At 72.8% G+C, this 18,181-nt stretch carries 16 protein-coding genes; 5 read left to right on the top strand and 11 right to left on the bottom strand.

Features of this window, described 5'->3' with window-relative positions:
- Positions 1-57 precede the first annotated feature (57 nt).
- Both ACZ5OX_RS10310 and ACZ5OX_RS10305 read right to left on the bottom strand, forming a co-directional pair.
- On the bottom strand, positions 58-1,782 hold the full coding sequence (locus ACZ5OX_RS10310) for a protein kinase domain-containing protein (RefSeq protein ID WP_465629483.1): 1,725 nt from the start codon (positions 1,780-1,782) through the stop codon (positions 58-60).
- A 161-nt stretch (positions 1,783-1,943) separates the two neighbouring features.
- Complete coding sequence (locus tag ACZ5OX_RS10305; RefSeq protein ID WP_465629482.1) at positions 1,944-3,068, bottom strand: protein kinase domain-containing protein; 1,125 nt, start codon at positions 3,066-3,068, stop codon at positions 1,944-1,946.
- Positions 3,069-3,125: 57 nt separating this feature from the next.
- Here ACZ5OX_RS10305 and ACZ5OX_RS10300 point away from each other — a divergent pair, with 57 nt between their 5' ends.
- A complete protein-coding gene (locus tag ACZ5OX_RS10300; RefSeq protein ID WP_465629481.1) occupies positions 3,126-3,653 on the top strand; it encodes an SHOCT domain-containing protein in 528 nt (175 codons plus the stop codon).
- Between the two features lie 19 nt (positions 3,654-3,672).
- Here the strand turns inward: ACZ5OX_RS10300 and ACZ5OX_RS10295 are convergent, their stop codons facing one another.
- Complete coding sequence (locus ACZ5OX_RS10295; RefSeq protein WP_465629480.1) at positions 3,673-5,553, bottom strand: serine/threonine-protein kinase; 1,881 nt, start codon at positions 5,551-5,553, stop codon at positions 3,673-3,675.
- Positions 5,554-5,806: 253 nt separating this feature from the next.
- On the opposite strand from ACZ5OX_RS10295, the gene ACZ5OX_RS10290 reads away from it, so the two are divergent.
- Positions 5,807-6,370 (top strand): hypothetical protein, encoded by a 564-nt coding sequence (locus tag ACZ5OX_RS10290; protein ID WP_465629479.1) that lies wholly within the window; start codon positions 5,807-5,809, stop codon positions 6,368-6,370.
- A 109-nt stretch (positions 6,371-6,479) separates the two neighbouring features.
- On the opposite strand, the gene ACZ5OX_RS10285 is transcribed toward ACZ5OX_RS10290, so the two are convergent.
- The 4 genes from ACZ5OX_RS10285 to ACZ5OX_RS10270 all read right to left on the bottom strand — a co-directional run bounded on the left by ACZ5OX_RS10285 (position 6,480) and on the right by ACZ5OX_RS10270 (position 11,230).
- Entirely contained in the window at positions 6,480-7,607 is a 1,128-nt protein-coding gene (locus tag ACZ5OX_RS10285; protein ID WP_392867258.1) for a GuaB3 family IMP dehydrogenase-related protein, read from the bottom strand.
- Positions 7,608-7,768: 161 nt separating this feature from the next.
- Positions 7,769-9,271, bottom strand: coding sequence for an IMP dehydrogenase (guaB, locus tag ACZ5OX_RS10280; protein WP_465629477.1), 1,503 nt, complete (start codon positions 9,269-9,271; stop codon positions 7,769-7,771).
- 295 nt (positions 9,272-9,566) lie between these two features.
- Positions 9,567-10,283 (bottom strand): sigma-70 family RNA polymerase sigma factor, encoded by a 717-nt coding sequence (locus tag ACZ5OX_RS10275; protein WP_465629476.1) that lies wholly within the window; start codon positions 10,281-10,283, stop codon positions 9,567-9,569.
- A 335-nt stretch (positions 10,284-10,618) separates the two neighbouring features.
- Positions 10,619-11,230 carry a response regulator transcription factor gene (locus ACZ5OX_RS10270; RefSeq protein WP_014136228.1) on the bottom strand — a complete coding sequence of 204 codons (612 nt, stop codon included), beginning with the start codon at positions 11,228-11,230 and terminating at the stop codon, positions 10,619-10,621.
- A gap of 558 nt (positions 11,231-11,788) precedes the next feature.
- On the opposite strand from ACZ5OX_RS10270, the gene ACZ5OX_RS10265 reads away from it, so the two are divergent.
- Entirely contained in the window at positions 11,789-12,115 is a 327-nt protein-coding gene (locus ACZ5OX_RS10265) for a WhiB family transcriptional regulator (RefSeq protein WP_049654358.1), read from the top strand.
- A gap of 118 nt (positions 12,116-12,233) precedes the next feature.
- Here the strand turns inward: ACZ5OX_RS10265 and ACZ5OX_RS10260 are convergent, their stop codons facing one another.
- From ACZ5OX_RS10260 to groES, 3 genes are all read right to left on the bottom strand, one after another.
- Positions 12,234-13,226, bottom strand: coding sequence for a LysR family transcriptional regulator (locus tag ACZ5OX_RS10260; RefSeq protein WP_465629475.1), 993 nt, complete (start codon positions 13,224-13,226; stop codon positions 12,234-12,236).
- Positions 13,227-13,358: 132 nt separating this feature from the next.
- Complete coding sequence (gene groL / locus ACZ5OX_RS10255) at positions 13,359-14,990, bottom strand: chaperonin GroEL (RefSeq protein WP_465629474.1); 1,632 nt, start codon at positions 14,988-14,990, stop codon at positions 13,359-13,361.
- A gap of 116 nt (positions 14,991-15,106) precedes the next feature.
- A complete protein-coding gene (gene groES / locus ACZ5OX_RS10250; RefSeq protein ID WP_014136232.1) occupies positions 15,107-15,412 on the bottom strand; it encodes a co-chaperone GroES in 306 nt (101 codons plus the stop codon).
- 249 nt (positions 15,413-15,661) lie between these two features.
- Between groES and ACZ5OX_RS10245 the strand changes: the two genes are divergently transcribed.
- Positions 15,662-15,997, top strand: a complete 336-nt coding sequence (locus tag ACZ5OX_RS10245) for a hypothetical protein (RefSeq protein WP_465629473.1) — start codon at positions 15,662-15,664, stop codon at positions 15,995-15,997.
- A gap of 58 nt (positions 15,998-16,055) precedes the next feature.
- Positions 16,056-17,252: a THUMP-like domain-containing protein gene (locus ACZ5OX_RS10240; RefSeq protein WP_465629472.1), complete on the top strand. Its 1,197-nt coding sequence runs from the start codon at positions 16,056-16,058 to the stop codon at positions 17,250-17,252.
- Here ACZ5OX_RS10240 and ACZ5OX_RS10235 read toward each other — a convergent pair.
- Positions 17,228-18,139: a polysaccharide deacetylase family protein gene (locus tag ACZ5OX_RS10235; RefSeq protein WP_465629471.1), complete on the bottom strand. Its 912-nt coding sequence runs from the start codon at positions 18,137-18,139 to the stop codon at positions 17,228-17,230. The genes ACZ5OX_RS10240 and ACZ5OX_RS10235 overlap by 25 nt on opposite strands.
- Between the last annotated feature and the right edge of the window lie 42 nt (positions 18,140-18,181).

Below are 18,181 nucleotides of genomic sequence, written 5' to 3'. Positions count from 1 at the left end.
CCCGTCGGTAACAAGAATCTGCCCCAGTCGGGTGAAAGCGGGCGCCGCCCGGACCGGTCAGCGGATCGGGGTGAAGCTGTTGAGCACCGCGTAGAAGCGCTGCTCGGCCTCGTTCCACTCGCTGCCCTTCTCCGGGCTGGACGAGTAGATCGCATAGCTGGTGCCGTCCTGGCTGATGAACTCGGTCTCGATCGCGCGCCGGCGGCCGCCCTCCTTGGCCGCGTAGCTGAACTCCCAGACCGCCGCCTCCTGGCCCTTCACCGCCGTGCCGGCCATCCGGTGCTGCTTGTAGTCCTTGAGCGACTTGGAGAGGCTGGTCTCCATCTGCCGCATGTGCTCCAGCGGCTTGACCGACTGGCCGACGGTGACGGCGAACTGGAGGTAGTGCACCTTGCCGTCGGGGGTGTAGTAGATCTGGTTGTCCCCGGAGCTGATCCGCTGCCAGGACGGGGTCCCGTTCGGCAGCGGGAAGCGGAAGCCGGCCGGGTCGTCGACCCAGTGGTAGCCGTTGGGCGGCGCCACCGCGGGGGAGGCGTCGCTGGTGGGCTCCGGCCCGGTGGACTCGACCGCGGTGGGCGTCGGGTCCTCGACGGGGCCGCCGCCCACCACGTGCCGGGTGACGAGGAAGGTGCCCGCGGCGGCCAGCAGCCCGACGCCCACGGCTATGCCGACGATCTTCAGCAGGTTGCGGCGCTTGGCCGGTCCGCGCGCAGGCGCGTATGGGTGCGGCACCGGCGCGACGGGCGCGGTGTGCGCCCGGGCCGCGTCCTGTGCGCCCTCGGTGGTGTCCGGTTCGGCGGGGGCAGGAGCCTTCGGCTCGGTCGGCTCCTCGGAGCCCTCGACCGGCTCCGCGGCGGGCGTCGGCCCCTCGCTGCGGTCCACCACCGGCACCGACTGGGTGGGCGTGCGCACCGACGCCACCGACTTCAGGCCCATCGTGTGCCCGGCCTGCACCTCGGCCAGCATCCGGGCCGCCTCGTCCGCGGTCGGCCGCTCCGCCGGGTCCTTGGCCATCAGCGCGGCCAGCACCGGCCCCAGCGGCCCGGCCCGCCGCGACTCCGGCAGCGGCTCGTCCACCACCGCGGCGAGCGTGGTGATCGGCGAGTCCCGCCGGAACGGCGACTGGCCCTCGACCGCCGCGTACAGCGTCGCCCCGAGGCCCCACAGGTCCGAGGCCGGCCCAGGCCGCTCGCCCTGGGCCCGCTCGGGCGCCAGGTAGTCCGGCGAGCCGACCAGGTCGCCCGGCCGGGTCAGCTCGGTCGAGCCCTCGTACTTCGCGATGCCGAAGTCCAGCAGCACCACCCGCCCGGTGCCGCGCTCCAGCAGCACGTTGGCCGGCTTCACGTCCCGGTGCAGCACGCCCAGCTGGTGGCCGCGGTGCAGCGCCGCCAGCACCTGGCTGCCGACCTCGGCGGCGGCGCGCGGCTGCAGGGTGCCGTCCTGGCTGATCACGTCGGCCAGCGAGCGGCCGTCGACCAGCTCCATCACGATCCACGGCCGGCCGTCCTGCTCCAGCACGTCGTGCACGGTGATCACACCGGGGTGCTTGATCCGCGCGGCCGCGCTGGCCTCGCGCTTCATCCGGGTGTGCAGGATCTGGAGGTCCTCCTCGGGCAGGTGGTTGACGGTCAGCTCCTTGACCGCGACCTCCCGGTCGAGCATCCGGTCCCAGGCCCGCCAGACGGTGCCCATGCCACCCCGGCCGAGCCGCTCGCCGAGCTCGTACCGCCCGGCCAGCAACCGCTCCGCCTCGGCCGCCTCCGGCCGGTCCTGCACGCCCATCTGCGCCCGCTCCCCCACACATTCCGCCTGCCGTCACCGCGACGGAGGGCCTGGTGCAGACCACTGTTCGAACAAATCCCACGCACACATTAGGCGCACCTTGCCGCCCCCGGTAATCACGCCCACCCCCTGGACCGCAACACCGGAATCCGAGCGGATCGTCAGCCCGCGAACAGCACCACCGCGACAATTCCCAGCGCGAGCAGCACAAACACTCCGCCCACCAGCAGCGGCCCCAAGAGGGAGGGGGGTATCCGGGGCGGCTTCGCCCCGTTTCCTGCCCCGAAGTCCCCGCCGTTGCCGCCCTTTCGGGCACTCCCCCGCGCCCCGGAACGCCCGGCCCTCCCGCCCCGCACCCGCGGCTGCCGCGGCACCGCCGGCGCCGCCGGGTCCAGAGCCGCGACCGCCGCCGCCCGCTCCTCGTCGACCGGCTCCGGCGCCCCGGCCAACAGCTCCGCCAGCTCCCCACGCACCGCCTCCGCCGTCGGCCGCCGCACCGGATCGGGCTGCAGCAGCCGCTCCACCAGCGGCCCGAGCGGCCCGCACACCACCGAGGGCTCCCGCCGCCCGTCCCGTACGGCCGTCACCAACTCCGGCACGTCCCGCTCCGGGTACGGCGCACGGCCGGTGACCAGTCGCTGCGTCAGCACCCCGAGCGCCCAGCAGTCGCCCGCCGGGCCGCCGTCCAACGGCCAGCGCTCCGCCACCGGGCCGACCAGGGTGGCCCGCACCTCGTACCGCTGCCGCCCGCCCGGCCCGCCGAGCTCCTCGGCCAAGGCCTCCTCCGCCACCCCGGCGAGCAGCCCGCCGAGCATCGCCGCGCCGTCCTCGCAGACCAGCACCGACTCCGCGGTCAGGGCGCCGTGGGTCAGCCCGGCCGCGTGCAGCGCCCGCAGCGCCCCGGCCAGGTCCGCCGCCAACTCGGCCGCCCGGTACGGCGGCAGCGGTCCCTGGGCGAGCAGCTCGGCCACCGTCCACCCGGCCGGCCGCTCCTCCACCGTCCACAGCAGCTCGTCCTCGACGAACGCGCCGACCCCGCGCAGCAGCCGCGGGTGCCCGACCGGCGCGGCCGAACCGACCGCCGCCACCCGCCGCACCAGCCGGTCCGCCCGCGCGGCGGCGGCCTCGTCCGGATCCTGGCCCACCGTCAGCACCGCCGGCAGCTCCAGGGCACTCAGCAGCACCGACTCACCGGTCCGCTCGTCCACCGCGCGGGCGCGCAGCGGTTCGGGACGGTCCGTCAGCCGGTACCGCCCCGCCAGCAACAACCCGGGGCCGCCTCGCATGCCAGTTCCTCTCGCTCGCCGACCAGCCTACTGAGCGGCTCCCTTAGGCTCGATCCCATGGACTGGACCGATCTGATCGACACCGCCTTCGAGGCGTCCGGAAACAGCAGGGGCAACCGCGCCGAGGCGGTCCGCAACGTCGAGGCGAACATCATCGACGGCGAGAAGCCGGTCGCCTCGACCGCCGGGCGCCACCCCGACCACTTCCGCAAGGGAGTGCTGGTGCTGACCACCCATCGACTGCTCTTCCTGAAGGACGGGAAGCCGCCGGTCCCGGTTCCGCTCGCCGCCGTCACCGACGTCACCGTGACCCGCACCAAGCTCAACGGCGAAGTGCTCCTGGTGGTGGCGCTCACCGGCTCACACCGCTTCGAGGACGTGGTCAAGGCCGACTTCTTCGCCGAACAGCTCCGGGCCGCCGCCCGGACCGCCCGCAACACCCCGAAGGCCCTCCCCACCGCACCGGCCGCGGACGCCACCGGCGAACAGCTGATCGGCCAGCTGGAACGCCTGGCCGCCCTGCGCGGTTCCGGCGCCCTCACCGAGGACGAGTTCACCCGCGCCAAGCAGCGCCTGATCGGCTAGGGCCCGTCGTCAACCGGCCCTAGGGCGCCGGCTGGAAGCTGTTGAACACGACGTCCCGGACCGGGGCCTGCGCGGCCCACTCGGTGTCCGGGACGATCCAGTAGATCGAGTACCCGTACTTGGCCGGGGTGCCGGTCACGAAGCCGCGGTTGAGCGAGTGCGTCTTCGGCGTGCCGTTGGTCCACTCCCAGTCCGCCGCGTTGGTCCACTGCCGGTAGGTGATCGCCGCCAGGTTCAGCCGCTGGTAGTTGCTGACCTGACCGCGGACGTTCGGCTCCGACTCCTGCCAGTCCGCGACCGCGCTCGCCCCCGGCGACGTGGTCCACTCGATCCGCAGCTGGCTGCCGTCGGCCGCGTTCTTGAAGATCCGCCGGTTGGCGTCCGACCCGGTCGGCTGCAGTCCGTCCGGCAGCACGACCGAGAAGCCGCTCGGGTCCTTGTACTCGTGGTACCCGGCCGGCACCCCCGCCGGCGCGGGCTGCGCAGGTGTGGGCTGCGCCGGCGCCGGCGCCGGGGGCTGCGCGGGAGCCGCCGGCGAACCGGCGGACTGCACGGGCGCGTCCGGCACCGCGGCCGGCTCACTGGTCGGCTGGGCGGGCGCCGGCGCGGGTTCGCTCGCCGCCGGCTCCGTACCGGCCACCACCGGCGCGGTGGCCCCCGCGCTCCGCGTGGCCCCGTCGCCCGACCCGGCGTCCCCGTTGCCGACCATCCGGATCACCGCCACCACGCCCGCGATCAGCAGCAGCACCACGATCACGGTGGCGATGGCCAGCCGCCGCCGGCCGGTGCGCGGATCGGCCCCGGCCGCCTGGGTCGCACCCATCGTCCACTCGCTGGTCACCGGACGGATCGACTCCGGCGCCGGATCCCCCGACGGCTTCTCGGCGGGTTCCCCGTCCTGCGCCCGGCTACCGACCCGCACCGTCCCCAGCAGCCCGCCCACGGGACGCTTGCGGCCGTCCTCGGCCTGCTCCGGCTCCTTCTCCTTCTCCTTCTCCGCGGGCTCCGGAACCTCGACCGGCTTCTCCAACGGCACCGCGTGCTGGGTGGTCGACTCGGCCCGCGAGGTCGACTCCGCGACCACCCGCTTGAGCATCGACCGGGTCTGCGAGGCGTCCAGCCGCTCGGCCGGGTCCTTCGCCAGCAGCCCCTCGATCACCGGCAGCAGCGGCCCGGCGTTCACCGGCGGGACCAGGTCCTCGGTCATCACCGCGGTCAGCGTGGCCAGCGCCGAGCCCCGGTCGTACGGCGGCCGTCCCTCGACCATCGCGTACAGCGTGCCGCCCAGCGACCACAGGTCGGCCGGCGGCCCGGGCTTCTGCCCGCGGGCCCGCTCCGGCGAGATGTACGAGGGCGCGCCGACCAGCATCCCGGTCGAGGTGACCGAGGCGTCGCCCTCCACACTGGCGATGCCGAAGTCGGTGAGCACCACCCGGCCGTCCTCGCCGATCAGTACGTTGGACGGCTTGACGTCCCGGTGCAGGATGCCCAGCGCGTGCGCGGCGCTCAGCACGCCCAGCACGTCCAGCGCGATCTCCGCGGCCCGGCCGGGCGACAGCGGCCCATCCTCCCGCACCACGTCGGCCAGCGAACGGGACTCGACCAGCTCCATGACGATCCACGGCCGGTCGTCCTCGTCGACCACGTCGAAGACCGTCACCGCCGAGTTGTGCCGGATCCGCGCGGTCGCCTTCGCCTCGCGCAGCGTCCGGGTGATCAGCCGGTGCTTCTCCTCCTCCTCGACGCTGGCGTTCATCCGCAGTTCCTTGACCGCGACGGTCCGGCCCAGCATCTCGTCCTCGGCGCGCCAGACCGTACCCATGCCACCGCGCCCGAGCACGCCGTTCAGGCGGTAGCGGCCCGCCAGGAGGCGGCCGGTGGAACCCTGCGCCTGGGTCATTCGGAACGTTCCCCCATGTGCTGCCGGCGGTCGTGGTGACGGCGCGTCGGCCCGACCTGGGTCCCGAACGCCCAAGCCTCCATCATCCCCTGTCCCGAGGGCCCTCGACCACCCGCCCCCCGCCACAAGCCGGGACGAACCGGAACGGGTACGGCGCTCCGTGCCCGATCTGTGATCGAAAACTCGCCAAGATCTGCCCCGGTCACTGCTACCGTTCGGCAGCTCATCGTCTTTCCGGGGGGATTCGACGCCCATGACGGCACCCGCACCGGGCACTGACGGCCCATCGACCCGGCCGCGCACCGCCCAGCACTACTCGGTCGCCCCGCTCCCGGCCGCCCCCGAGGGCTACATCGCCCCCGGCATGCCCGGTGCCCACGTCCCCGGCTTCGAACCCGCCGAGCCCGCACCCCGCCCCGTCCCCCGCCGCCGCACCGCCCTGGCCGTGGCCCTGGCCCTGCTCGCCATGCTCCTCGGCGGCCTCGCCTACGGCAGCGCCCCCCTGCGCGCCGCCGACAGCCTCGGCTGGCTGGCCATCGCCCCCGCCGGCCTGGTCGCCCTCCCGCTCGGCCGCCTCGGCGGCCAGGGCCGCTTACTCCCCCCTCTCGGCGCCCTCCTCGCCGCCGGCGCCCTCCTCCTCGGCCAACTGATCGAACACCTCCGCCGCGTCCACCCCGGAGCCCCCACCCCCCACGGCCTCCTGAACGACACCCTCACCACCTGGCGCGCCGACCTCCGCCCCCTCGACGCCGCCTTCTACGCGATCGCCCTCATCGGCGGCTACCTCCTCACCCGCCGCACCGCCAACCGCAGCTGACCACCCCTCGCCCGGGGAAAGCCCACGGGCGCGCGGGCCGGAGCCCGCGCGCCCGAAAAGCCCGAAGGCCCCCACCACCGGCAGGGGCCCTCGTCACCACACCTCGACGTCAGCGGTGGTCCAGCGCCGGGTTCACCGTCACCTCGACCCGCTGGAACTCCTTGAGCTCCGTGTACCCCGTCGTGGCCATCGCCCGCCGCAGCGCGCCGAACAGGTTCATGGTCCCGTCCGGAGTGTGCGAGGGCCCGGTCAGGATCTCCTCGGTGCTGCCGACCGTCCCGAGGTCCACCCGCTTGCCCCGCGGCAGCTCCTCGTGGACGGCCTCCATCCCCCAGTGGAACCCCTTGCCCGGAGCGTCCGTGGCCCGCGCCAGCGCCGCACCGATCATCACCGCGTCCGCCCCGCAGGCGACGGCCTTCGGGATGTCCCCGCTGTACCCGACCCCGCCGTCGGCGATCACGTGCACGTAGCGCCCACCGGACTCGTCCATGTAGTCACGACGGGCCGCCGCCACGTCGGCCACGGCGGTGGCCATCGGCACCTGGATGCCCAGCACGTTCCGGGTGGTGTGGGCCGCGCCCCCACCGAACCCGACCAGCACACCGGCGGCGCCGGTCCGCATCAGGTGCAGCGCCGCGGTGTACGTGGCGCACCCGCCGACGATCACCGGCACGTCCAGCTCGTAGATGAACTGCTTGAGGTTGAGCGGCTCGGCGGCACTGGAGACGTGCTCGGCCGAGACGGTGGTGCCGCGGATGACGAAGACGTCGACGCCGGCGTCCACCACGGCCTTGGAGAACTCGGCGGTGCGCTGCGGCGACAGCGCGGCGGCGGTGACCACGCCGGAGTCGCGGACCTCCTGGATCCGCTGCTTGATCAGCTCGGCGCGGATCGGCGCGGCGTAGATCTCCTGGAGCCGGCGGGTCGCGGTGGACTCGTCGGTGATCGCGGCGATCTCGTCCAGCAGCGGCTGCGGGTCCTCGTAGCGGGTCCACAGGCCCTCGAGGTTCAGCACGCCCAGACCGCCGAGGCGGCCGATCCGGATGGCCTGCTGCGGCGAGACCACGCTGTCCATCGGGGCGGCCAGGAACGGCAGCTCGAAGCGGTAGGCGTCGATCTGCCAGGCGATCGAGACCTCCTTCGGGTCACGCGTACGCCGGCTGGGGACGACGGCGATGTCGTCGAAGGCGTACGCCCGTCGGCCGCGCTTGCCTCGCCCGATCTCGATCTCAGTCACTTCGAGCCCTTCTGCTTTGTTGCTCATGCCCACCGGGTCACCCCGGCCGCACCCCAGTATCCCGTACTACCGCTGGTCCCGCCCCGACGCCCCACGGCCCCGACAGCGCGAGGGGCCCGCCACCGCAGTGCGGCAGCGGGCCCCTCGGTCGTTCACGCCGTTCAGCGGGCCGAGTAGTTCGGCGCCTCGACGGTCATCTGGATGTCGTGCGGGTGGCTCTCCTTGAGGCCCGCCGAGGTGATCCGGACGAACCGGCCCTTGCTCTCCATCTCGGCGACGGTGGCGGCGCCGACGTAGCCCATGGTCTGGCGCAGGCCGCCGACCAGCTGGTGCAGCACGGCCGACAGCGGGCCGCGGTACGGCACCTGGCCCTCGATGCCCTCGGGGACGAGCTTGTCGTCCGAGGCCACCTCGGCCTGGAAGTAGCGGTCCTTGGAGTACGAGCGGCCCTGGCCGCGGGACTGCATGGCGCCCAGCGAGCCCATGCCGCGGTAGGACTTGAACTGCTTGCCGTTGATGAACAGCAGCTCGCCCGGGGACTCCTCGCAGCCGGCCAGCAGCGAGCCGAGCATCACGGTGTCGGCACCGGCGGCCAGCGCCTTGCCGATGTCGCCCGAGTACTGCAGGCCGCCGTCGCCGATGACCGGCACGCCGGCCGCCTGGCAGGCCAGCGCGGCCTCGTAGATGGCGGTGATCTGCGGGACGCCGATGCCGGCGACCACGCGGGTGGTGCAGATGGAGCCGGGGCCGACGCCGACCTTGACGCCGTCCACGCCGGCGTCGATCAGCGCCTGGGCGCCGTCCCGGGTGGCGACGTTGCCGCCGACCACGTCGATCTTGACGGCCGACTTGATCTTCTCGATCCAGGCCAGCGCGTTGTGGCTGTGGCCGTGCGAGGTGTCCACCACGAGGAAGTCCGCACCGGCCTCGACCAGGGCCTGGGCCCGGTCGAACGCCTCGGCGCTGGCACCGACGGCGGCGCCGACCAGCAGACGGCCCTCGGCGTCCTTGGCGGCGTTCGGGTACTGCTCGGCCTTGACGAAGTCCTTGACGGTGATCAGGCCCTTGATCCGGCCCTCGTCGTCGACCAGCGGCAGCTTCTCGATCTTGTGGCGGCGCAGCAGGGCCATCGCGTCCACGCCGGAGATGCCGACCTTGCCGGTGATCAGCGGCATCGGGGTCATGATCTCGCGGACCTGGCGGCTGCGGTCCGACTCGAAGGCCATGTCACGGTTGGTGACGATGCCGAGCAGCTTGCCCGCCTCGTCGGCGATCGGCACGCCGGAGATGCGGAACTTGGCGCACAGCGCGTCGGCCTCGGCCAGGGTGGTCTCGGGGCCGACCGTGATCGGGTCGGTGACCATGCCGGACTCGGACCGCTTCACGAGGTCGACCTGGTTGGCCTGGTCCTCGACCGACAGGTTGCGGTGCAGCACGCCGACGCCGCCCTGGCGCGCCATCGCGATGGCCATGCGCGACTCGGTGACCTTGTCCATCGCCGCGGAGAGCAGCGGGATGTTGACGCGCACGTTCCGGGAGACCCGCGAGGACGTGTCCACCTGGTTGGGCAGCACCTCGGAGGCCCCGGGCAGCAGCAGCACATCGTCGTACGTGAGCCCGAGCATGGCGAACTTCTCGGGTACGCCTGCGGCGTTGTAAGACATTTGGGGGGTACCTTCCGTGGCCGGCCTTATCCGCTCACGCCCTGAGGGTGGGGGCGCATTCATCGCTCACTCGCGCAGACCGCCGAAGCCGGGTGCAATGGGAGGATCCTCCAAGGGGACCCCGCGCGCACCCGTCAAACTTTGGCAACCCGCCCAGGCGCCGATACCCAATGGTACTGGCACCGCGAATGTGTCCTCGTGTGCCCTTGACAACATCCCCGTCCCGGGGCTCATTCCCCCCGCAACCGGAGGAACCGGCACGAACCCGGACGGCCGGACGGCTCGGGCCGCCAGGTCAGGAGGACTCCTCCGCGAGCGCCCGCAGCCGGCTGAGCGCCCGGTGCTGGGCGACCCGGACGGCACCAGGGGACATCCCGAGCACCTCCCCGGTCTCCTCCGCCGAGAGCCCGGCGGCCACCCGCAGCAGCACCAGCTCGCGCTGACGGGCCGGCAGGTTGGAGAGCAGTTCCTTCGCCCAGGCCGCGTCGCTGCTCAGCAGCGCCTGCTCCTCCGGGCCGAGCGCCTCGTCCGGCACCTCGGGCAGGTCGTCCTGCGGCACGACGGTCGAACCGGGCCCGCGCATCGCGGCCCGCTGGAGATCGGCGATCTTGTGCGCGGCGATCCCGTACACGAAGGCCTCGAACGGGCGCCCCTGGTCCTTGTACCGGGGCAGCGCGCAGAGCACCGCAACGCAGACCTCCTGCGCGACGTCGTCCACGTGGTGCCGGGCCCCGCCGGGCAGCCGGACCAGCCTGGCGCGGCAGTACCGCAGCGCCAGCGGGTGGACGTAGGCGAGCAGCGCGTCGATCGCCGGGCCCTCGCCGCGCACCGCGGCCGCGACCAGCTCGCCCACCAGCGGCGAGCCGCCCGTGCCGAGCACCGGCGGGCGGCCCGGCCCGGTTTCCCCGGCGGGACCGTCGGGATCGGCGTACGACGGATCGTGGCCCGGACCGGAGGGCTCGGCCTCCACCGGGTCCGCCTGGCCGGCCGCACCGGCGACGTCGTCACGCATCGGTCCATGGTGCCTGGTCGAGCGGGAAAACGCGGCACCGCGTCCGGAGTTGTGCACCGGAACGTTATGCGCTGCGGCACCGTCCGGCGTACCGCGCACCACCGGCCCCTCCTGCACCGTGCCGCCTCCCGCCCCGCCGCCGTCGGTGGTCCCGTCCGTCGCGCCGTCCGCCGAGTGTCCCGCGGCCGTGTGGTTCGCCGCAGTGCCTGTCCGCTGGTCCCCGAGGTGCTCCACTCCTCCATGGTGCAACCTCGGGACCGTAACGTCACACGCCCGTGCGGGACCCGCTCCGGGAACGTCCGGCGGCACGCCGCAACCGGCGGCGCCGCCGGTGGTCAGCGGACCAGGCCCCAGCGGAAGCCCAGCGCCACCGCGTGCGCCCGGTCGGAGGCCCCGAGCTTCTTGAACAGCCGTCGGGCGTGGGTCTTGACGGTGTCCTCGGAGAGGAACAGCTCGCGGCCGATCTCGGCGTTGCTGCGGCCGTGGCTCATGCCCTCCAGCACCTGGATCTCACGCGCCGTCAACGTCGGTGCGGCACCCATGTCGGGGCTGCGCAGCCGGCGCGGGGCGAGCCGCCAGGTCGGGTCGGCGAGGGCCTGGGTGACGGTGGCCCGCAGCTCGGCGCGCGAGGCGTCCTTGTGCAGGTACCCGCGGGCACCCGCGGCGACCGCCAGCGCGACCCCGTCGAGGTCCTCGGCGACGGTGAGCATGATGATCCGCGCGCCCGGGTCGGCGGACAGCAGCCGCCGGACCGTCTCGACCCCGCCGAGGCCGGGCATCCGGACGTCCATCAGAACGAGATCGGAGCGGTCGGCCACCCAGCGGCGGAGGACCTCCTCCCCGTTCGTCGCGGTGGTGACCCGGTCCACACCGGGTACGGTCGCGACCGCGCGGCGAAGCGCCTCGCGGGCGAGCGGGGAATCGTCGCAAACGAGAACGGAAGTCATGACCGTCGTCCTCCGCAGCTGATCCGCGTCACGTTGAGCCTCCTGGCTGGTACGAACCTCTCCGACACGGCCGATCGGCGACAGACTCCGTGCGATCGCCCCAACCTGCCCGCGATCGTTCCCGACGTCCGGCGCCCGCTAACCGCCTCCGCACTTCCAACGACCGTCACTCGAATGAGTTACGGCCTTCGGGGCCACCTCCACCACTGTACGTGGCCAACCCATTACCGATCAGCCGCATCGCGGTGCACACGCCGCACTTTTGCGCAGCTCGCGCGCGGTCGGCGTACGACCCGCACACCGATTCGGCACGTCGCGCGCCCGTCGGCCACCCGATTGCCACGCCCGCGCCCGGCGGAGCCCTCGCCCACTATGCCCGCTTTTATAGCTTTCGTATGGTCATTGACTGTTGTGCCAGTGTGTGGGTGACTTGTCCATGGAGTTGCCTTAAGTCATATTTCCAGGTGTCCACACCAGTGCAGAAGCCCGCCGCACCGCTCGGCAGCAGACCCGCCGAACGCCCGGCCCACGGCCGACAGCCTCTGAAGGGAATGAGCCATGGCAGATTTCTCCCGCCTCCCCGGTCCCAACGCGGACCTCTGGGACTGGCAGCTCTCCGCAGCCTGCCGTGGCGTGGACAGCTCGCTCTTCTTCCACCCCGAGGGCGAGCGCGGGGCCGCGCGCAGTTCGCGCGAGGCCAGCGCCAAGGAGGTCTGCATGCGCTGCCCGGTGATCGCCGAGTGCGCGGCGCACGCGCTGGCGGTCCGCGAGCCGTACGGCGTCTGGGGCGGGATGACCGAGGACGAACGCGAGGAGATGCTGGGCCGCTCACGACACCGGCTGGTCGAGGTCCCGCTCGCCCCGCCGGCGGTCGCCCAGCGCTAGACCCGCCCCTACGAGCGCAGTGAAGAAACGTTTCTTCGCGGCGCTTCAGCCTGTCGGCTCACCGTACGCCCGCCAGTTCACCCTGGGTGCGGCACCACGGCGGCTTCGTCACCCACCGTCAGCGATCGACGGCCGCCCCGGCCAGCCGCTCCAGCATCAGCGCGACGGCCGGCACCTCGGCCAGGTCCGGCAGGGTCAGCGCGACCACCTGGCGCACCGCCGGCGCCCCGGAGGCCGTCCGCACCGGCACCGTCGACACGCCGTCAGGGCGCACCGACCGCAGCGCCAGCCGCGGCAGCACCGCCACCCCCAGCCCGGCCGCCACCAGGCCGACCACCGCCGGGTAGTCGTCCGTGGCGAAGTCGATCCGGGGCTCGAAACCCGCTCCGGCGCACAGCTCCACCAGGTGCCCCCGACACTGCGGGCAGCCGGCGATCCACTGCTCCCCCGCCAGCTCGGCCAGCTCCACGCCCTGCCCGGCCAGCGGATGGGTGGCGGGCAGCAGGCCCACCAGCGGGTCGTCCAGCAGCGGGGTGACCACCAGGTCGGACCAGTCCGTGCCGGCGGTCAGCTGCTGCGCCTCCAGGTTGGCCTCGGCCCGCGCCTCGCGCGGCGTGCCGTGGGCGGGCGCCGGGAGCGCGACGGCGCCGTCGGACTGCGGGTAGCGGAAGGCCAGCGCGATCTCGCACTCGCCCCCGCGCAGCATCGCCAGCGACTCCGGCGGCTCCGCCTCGACCAGCGACACGCGCACCCCCGGATGGCTGTCCCGCAGGCGGGCGACCGCGGGCGGCACCAGGGTGGAACTCGCGGTCGGGAAGGAGACCAGCCGCACCCGCCCGGCCCGCAGCCCGGCGATCGCGGCCACCTCCTCCTCGGCCGCGGAGAGCCCGGCCAGGATTCCGGTGGCATGCTTGAGCAGGACCCGCCCGGCCTCACTGAGTTGCATCCCGCGGCCCGAGCGGACCACCAGCGGGGTGTCCACCGACTTCTCCAGGGCCTTCATCTGCTGGCTGATGGCGGGCTGGGTACACCCCAGCTCGCGAGCGGCGGCGGAGAAGGAGCCGGTGCGGGCGACGGCACGCAGGACGCGCAGGTGGCGGGCCTCGATCATGCCTTAGTTATAAGGCAAACTTCGCATTGTGCAAAATTCTACTGATAGTTGAAGCGTGAAGGTGAACGCCGGAGGCCCGGCCCGCCTCCCCTCGCGGGGCGCGGACCGGGCCTCCGGTCAGGCGTCGGAGCCTCAGTGCGAGTGGCCGTGGCCGTGCGAGTGGCCGTGACCGTTGTCGGCCTCCTCCTCCTTCTTCTCCACCACGAGGGTCTCGGTGGTGAGGAGCAGGGAGGCGATCGAGGCGGCGTTCTCCAGGGCGGAGCGGGTGACCTTGACCGGGTCGATGACGCCGGCCTTCACCAGGTCGCCGTACTCGCCGGTGGCGGCGTTGTAGCCCTGGCCGAGCTCCAGCTCGGAGACCTTGGAGGTGATGACGTAGCCCTCCAGGCCGGCGTTCTGGGCGATCCAGCGCAGCGGCTCGTGCAGCGCCTTGCGGACCACGGCGACACCGGTGGCCTCGTCGCCCGACAGGCCCAGGCCGTCCTCCAGCACCTTGGCGGCGTGGACCAGGGAGGCGCCACCACCGGCGACGATGCCCTCCTCGACCGCGGCGCGGGTCGCCGAGATGGCGTCCTCCAGGCGGTGCTTGCGCTCCTTCAGCTCCACCTCGGTGGCGGCGCCGACCTTGATGACGCAGACGCCGCCGGCCAGCTTGGCCAGGCGCTCCTGCAGCTTCTCGCGGTCCCAGTCGGAGTCGGTCGCGGCGATCTCGCCCTTGATCTGGGCGACGCGGCCGGCCACGGCCTCGGCGTCACCGGCACCGTCGACGACCGTGGTCTCGTCCTTGGTGATGGTCACGCGGCGGGCGGTGCCCAGCACGTCCAGGCCGACCTGGTCGAGCTTGAGGCCGACCTCCTCGGAGATGACCTGGCCACCGGTCAGGACGGCCAGGTCGCCGAGGATCGCCTTGCGGCGGTCACCGAAGCCCGGGGCCTTGACGGCGACGGCGTTGAAGGTGCCACGGATCTTGTTCACGACCAGGGTCGACAGCGCCTCGCCGTCGACGTCCTCGGCGATGATCAGCAGCGGCTTGGAGGCACCGCCCTGGAGGATCTTCTCCAGCAGCGGCAGCAGCTCCTGGATGGAGGAGATCTTGCCCTGGTTGATCAGGATGTACGGGTCCTCCAGGACCGCCTCCTGCCGCTCCGCGTCGGTGACGAAGTACGGCGACAGGTAGCCCTTGTCGAACTGCATGCCCTCGGTGAAGTCCAGCTCCACGCCGAAGGTGTTCGACTCCTCGACGGTGATGACACCGTCCTTGCCGACCTTGTCGATCGCCTCGGCGATCAGCTCGCCGACCTGGGTGTCCTGGGCGGAGAGGGACGCGACGGCGGCGACGTCGTCCTTGCCCTCGATCTCGCGGGCCACCGAGAGCAGGTGCTCGGAGACGGCGGCGACGGCCTTGTCGATGCCCTTCTTCAGGGCGGCCGGGCCGGCGCCGGCGGCGACGTTGCGCAGGCCCTCGTTGACCAGGGCCTGGGCCAGCACGGTGGCGGTGGTGGTGCCGTCACCCGCGACGTCGTTGGTCTTGGTGGCGACCTCCTTGACGAGCTGCGCGCCAAGGTTCTCGTACGGGTCGTCCAGCTCGACCTCACGGGCGATGGTGACACCGTCGTTGGTGATGGTCGGGGCGCCGAACTTCTTGTCGATGACGACGTTGCGGCCCTTGGGGCCGATGGTCACCTTGACGGTGTCGGCCAGCTTGTTGACACCGCGCTCCAGCGAGCGGCGGGCGTCCTCGTCGAACTGCAGGATCTTCGCCATGTTCCCTATTCCCTCGGGGCTGCGGCCGGGCCACCGGCCGCCGAACTACGTGAACCAACAACCACGCCCCGGGCCCCTGTCACTTGGGACACGGATCCGGGGCGGGTCGGGACGTCTTACTTCTCGATGATCGCGAGAACGTCGCGGGCGGAGAGCACCAGGTACTCCTCGCCCTGGTACTTCACCTCGGTGCCGCCGTACTTCGAGTACAGGACGATGTCACCCACGGCGACGTCGAGCGGCAGACGCTGGCCGTCCTCGAAGCGGCCCGGGCCGACGGCCAGGACGACGCCCTCCTGGGGCTTCTCCTTGGCGGTGTCCGGGATAACCAGGCCGGAGGCCGTGGTGGTCTCGGCGTCGAGCGGCTGGACCACGATGCGGTCCTCGAGCGGCTTGATGGCAACCTTGCTGCTGGTGGTCACGTCCGAGCTCCCCTTCGGAGATTACGGGGTTTTCTAACGGGTAGGGGCGATCCTGCGGGCCTGCCGTCGCGGGGGTCAGACACGCGTCGTCGCGTTAGCACTCTCCTGGTGGGGAGTGCCAAGGACGACCATAGGGCCGTGTTAGCACTCAGTCAACCAGAGTGCCAACGGCGCGCCCTCGGGCCCCCGGTTCGCGGATGAGTAGCCGTACTCATGTGCGATGCGGCCCGCCCCGCCAGACTCCCTGCCATGACTCCGATCCCGGCCCGTATCGACCCGTCCAGGCTCAAGGACGCGGCGCTCTCCCTGCTGGCACTGCCGCTGCTGGGAGCCGTACTGCCGTTCGTCGTCTTCTCCTTCGCCGTCTGCCTCGGCAGCGGCCCCGGGCACGGGGACGACGGGGACGGGCTCATCTGGGCCTTCCTGGGCATCGGGATGCTGGCCGCCCCGGTCGTCACACTGGCGGTGGGCCTCGTGGTCGCCTTCCGCACCCGGCGGTCCGGCTACCGCTTCCTCCCCGTCACCGCCGCGCTCTCCCCGCTCATGCTGCCGGCGGTCTTCTCCTCGGGCGTCCTGTGGCGGTGACGACGTCCGGCGTGGCCGTGACCGCGTTCCTCCTGGCCCGACCGGCGAGAATGGCCTCGTGGACACCGAGAACCTCCAGCCGCTGCTGACTCCCGAGGGCCAGGCCCTGCTCGCCGAACTGCGCGAGTTCACCCCCGAGGAGGAACTGGCGCTGGCGACGCGCCTGCGGCGGGAGCACCCGGCGGAGCTGGTGTCGGCGGCGTTCGGGCAGGCGCGGCTGCGGCAGCGGGCGCGGGCGAAGTTCGGGGCGGACGCCGACCTGATGTACTTCACGCCCAACGGGGTCGAGCAGTCCACCCGGCGCAGCGTCGCCGAGTGGCGGGCGCGGCGGTTCGCCGACCTCGGCGTACGGCGGCTGGCGGACCTGTGCTGCGGCATCGGCGGCGACGTGCTGGCGCTGGCCCGGGCGGGCATCGAGGTGCTGGCCGTCGACAAGGACCCGGCGGCCTGCGCCGCCACCGCGGCCAACGCCGCCGCGCTGGGCGTGGCCGAGCTGGTCGAGGTGCGCTGCGCGGACGTCGCCGAGGTGGACGTCACCGGCTACGACGCGGTGTTCACCGACCCGGCCCGGCGCACCTCGCGCGGCCGGGTGTTCGACCCGGAGGCGTACGCCCCGCCGCTCTCCTGGGCGATCGAGGCGGGCCGGCGCACCCCGATCGGCGCGCTGAAGGTGGCCCCCGGCATCCCGCACGAGGCCGTGCCCGAGGACGCCGAGGCCGAGTGGGTCTCCGACCACGGCGACGTCAAGGAGGCGGTGCTCTGGTTCGGCACCCGGGCCGCGAGCCCGCACCGCGCCACCCTGCTGCCGCAGGGCGCCAGCCTGACCGGCGGCGACCTGCCCGACCCGCCGGCCGGCCCGGTCGGGCGCTACCTGTACGAGCCGGACGGCGCGGTGATCCGGGCCCACCTGGTGGCCGAGGTGGCCGGGCAGGTGGGCGGCCGGCTGATCGACCCGAAGATCGCCTACCTGACCTCGGACGAGCTGGTCGCCACCCCGTACGCGCACGCCTTCGAGCTCACCGACGTGCTGCCGTTCAACATCAAGAAGCTGAAGGCGCTGCTGCGCGAGCGCGCGGTCGGCACGGTGGTGATCAAGAAGCGCGGGATGGCGATCACCCCGGAGGAGCTGCGCCGCCAGCTCAAGCCCTCCGGGCCGAACACCGTCACGGTGATCCTCAGCCGCACCGACCACGGACCGCTGATGATGCTGGGGCAGCCCGTACGGGCTCCTCAGGACGCGGGCGCCTGGACGTAGTCCTCCAGCCGGGCCACCGAGAAGCCCTGCTCCTGGATCCGGGCCAGCAGGTCGCCGAACATCTGGGTCATCGTGGCGCCCTTGAGCTCCTTGGGGCCGCGGAAGTGCGCCAGGATGATGTCGCCGGGCTTCAGCTTCTTGTCCCCCGACTGGTACTGCATGTCGTGGATCTGCATCGACTCGCGCCACAGCACGATCGCCCGCGGGCCGCACTGCTGGACGGAGGTGTTGAGCGTCGGGGTGTTGGCACCGTCGCCGAACGGCGGGCGGAACAGCAGTGGGGCGGTGCCGTACTGCTGGGTGAGCGCGGACTGCGCGTCGCAGATCTCGGACTTCTGCTTCTCCGCCGGGATCTTGCTCATCACCGGGTGGTCGACGGTGTGGTTCTGGACGTGGTTGCCGAGCGCCTGGAGCGGCTTGAAGTAGCCGTAGTCGTTCTTGACGATGTCCCGGGTCAGGAACATCGATATCGGCACCTTGAGGTCGGTGAGCATCTCGACGAACTTCGGGTCCTTCTCGGCTCCGTCGTCGATGGTGATGAAGACGACCTTGTCGCTCGTCTTCACCTCGCTGAACACCGGTACGGGGCCGGTCCGTTCGAGCTTGATCGGCTTGTCGGCGGGCGGCGCCGGGGCGGGGGCGAGCGGGGTGAGGTTCCACTTGGCCCAGGCCGCCGCGGCCGCTCCCGCGGGGGCGCCGGCCGAGGGGGTCGCGGCCGCGCCGGCCGGCGCCGGCGCGGCGCTCTGGGCTGCGGTCGGTGCGCTCGTGGCGGCGGGGGCGGCGCTGCCGCCACCGCCCCCGTTGCCGCCGCACGCGGTGGCGAGGGCCAGCACGGCCAGCGCCCCCACCGCGTACGTCCTGGTCCTGCTCCGCCCGTCCCTGATCACCGCAGCCCGCTCCCGGTTCCCGTTCAGCCTTCTATCAGCTAA

It is taken from the genome of Kitasatospora sp. NPDC032121 (assembly GCF_055580145.1).
This window is presented reverse-complemented; position numbering and strand designations above follow the sequence as displayed.